Here is a 1,957-nt window from a genome sequence, read left to right on the forward strand (position 1 = left end):
GATTGAGATCAAGCGGCGGGGCTCGGTCGTGCCGCTCTCTCCCATATTCAACGAAAAATCTTTTGATGACCTGCCCGGCTGGGGCGAGGACGACCATGCTGCGGCTTTCGCGGCCTTTCGCCGCTCGGCCCTTCATGCACCCGTAAAACCCTATCGCACCGGCTCGCTCGGGGTCGATTTCAATGCCTTTGCCGAGGCCTATGCTGAGGCCCGCGCCGTTTCGGCGCCGAATCGGTCCGAGGCGCGGTCCTTCTTCGAGCGGCATTTCGTGCCGATGCTGGTGAGCGCCGAAAACGGCTCGGGCCTCGTCACCGGCTTCTACGAGCCGGAGGTCGAGGCGTCGCCGGTCAGGACGGAGCGGTTCGTAGTGCCACTGCTGTCCCGCCCCGCCGATCTGATCGACATCGACGACGGCAACCGGCCGGCCGGCATGGATCCTTATCTGGCCTTCGCCCGTCGGACGGATAATGCTCCGGTCGAATATTTCGACCGCGGCGAAATCGAGCGCGGTGCGCTCTTAGGCCAAAATCTCGAGATTGCCTGGCTCGCCGAAAAGGTCGATGCCTTCTTCATCCATGTGCAGGGCGCAGCTAGGCTGAAGATGACCGACGGCAGGCTCGCCCGCGTCACCTATGCCGCGAAATCAGGACAGCGCTTCATTGGCCCGGGCAAGATTCTGAGCGAGCTCGGCGAGATCCCGCTGGAAAAGGTGACGATGCAGTCGATCCGCGCCTGGTTCGAGGCGCATCCTAGCCGCGTCGACGAGATCCTCTGGCAGAACCGCTCCTACATCTTCTTCCGCGAGGCTGCAGTCGACGATGCCGCGCTTGGGCCGATCGCCGCCGCCAAGGTGCCGCTGACGCCGGGGCGCTCGGTCGCGGTCGATCGCCTGCTGCACACATTCGGCACGCCCTTCTATATCGACGCGCCGACGCTCACCGCCTTCGATGAAAAACCGTTCCGGCGGCTGATGATCGCGCAGGACACCGGCTCGGCCATCACCGGGCCGGCGCGCGGCGACCTCTTCGCCGGCTCGGGCGACGCCGCTGGCGAGATCGCCGGCGTGGTCCGCAATGCGGCCGATTTCTATGCGTTGGTTCCGCGTGGGCTTCTGAATGGAGCGACCCGGTGAGCCGCCGCGACGACCATCTCAGCGACGACGACCGCATCCTGTGGAACCTGGTGGCGCGTTCGGCCCGGCCGTTGAAACGCAAGGCCGCGGTCGAGATTCCCGAAATTATCGAGCCCAAGCCGACGCCGGCCGCCGCTTCCGTCAACGGTGTCCCGCCCGTCGCGGCAAAACCGAAGACGCCGCATGTCTCGCATTCGCTCGATGACCAGACGCTGCACAAGCTGAAAAAAGGCCGGCTGCCGATCGAAGGCCGCGTCGACCTGCACGGCATGACGCAGGACGAGGCCTATTCGCTGCTGCTCGCCTTCCTGCATCGGGCGCATGCCGGCGGCATCCGCTATGTTCTGATCATCACCGGCAAGGGGTCGTCCTCGGGCGGCGACGGCATCCTGCGCCGCGCCGTGCCGGCCTGGCTGTCGACCCCGGCCTTCCGCCATCTCGTCTCCAGCCACGATCACGCCGCCCGCAACCATGGCGGCTCGGGCGCGCTCTATGTGCGGCTGCGGCGGACGCGCCCATGAGGAGCTCGCAATGAGCGGCTCGGCAATGAGGGGCCTGGTGATGAGCAGGTCGACATGACTCCGTTCGGCGAGAAGCTCAGGGCGCTGCGCGCCGAGCGCGGCGTCAGCCAGAAGGCGATGGCCGAGGCGATCGGCGTCAGCGCCGCCTATCTGTCGGCGCTCGAGCACGGCCGCCGCGGCGCGCCGACCTGGACGCTGATCCAGAAGATCATCGGCTATTTCAATATCATCTGGGACGATGCCGAGGACCTCGCCCGCCTTGCCGAAAGCTCGCACCCGAGGGTCAGGATCGACACGTCCGGCC

3 protein-coding genes are annotated in these 1,957 nt (G+C 66.3%); all 3 read left to right on the forward strand.

The annotated features are described in order from the left end of the window. The first annotated feature begins 28 nt into the window (after positions 1–28). Complete coding sequence (locus tag EOA27_RS34115; RefSeq protein ID WP_126080344.1) at positions 29–1,132, forward strand: murein transglycosylase A; 1,104 nt, start codon at positions 29–31, stop codon at positions 1,130–1,132. Continuing rightward, positions 1,129–1,653 carry a Smr/MutS family protein gene (locus EOA27_RS34120; protein ID WP_126080343.1) on the forward strand — a complete coding sequence of 175 codons (525 nt, stop codon included), beginning with the start codon at positions 1,129–1,131 and terminating at the stop codon, positions 1,651–1,653. The genes EOA27_RS34115 and EOA27_RS34120 overlap by 4 nt, the downstream gene beginning before the upstream one ends. A 54-nt stretch (positions 1,654–1,707) precedes the next feature. Next, the coding region (locus EOA27_RS34125) for a helix-turn-helix transcriptional regulator (protein WP_145970746.1) at positions 1,708–1,957 on the forward strand (250 nt) is incomplete at its 3' end.

This window comes from Mesorhizobium sp. M2A.F.Ca.ET.037.01.1.1, from assembly GCF_003998075.1.
Classification (GTDB): Bacteria; Pseudomonadota; Alphaproteobacteria; order Rhizobiales; family Rhizobiaceae; genus Mesorhizobium.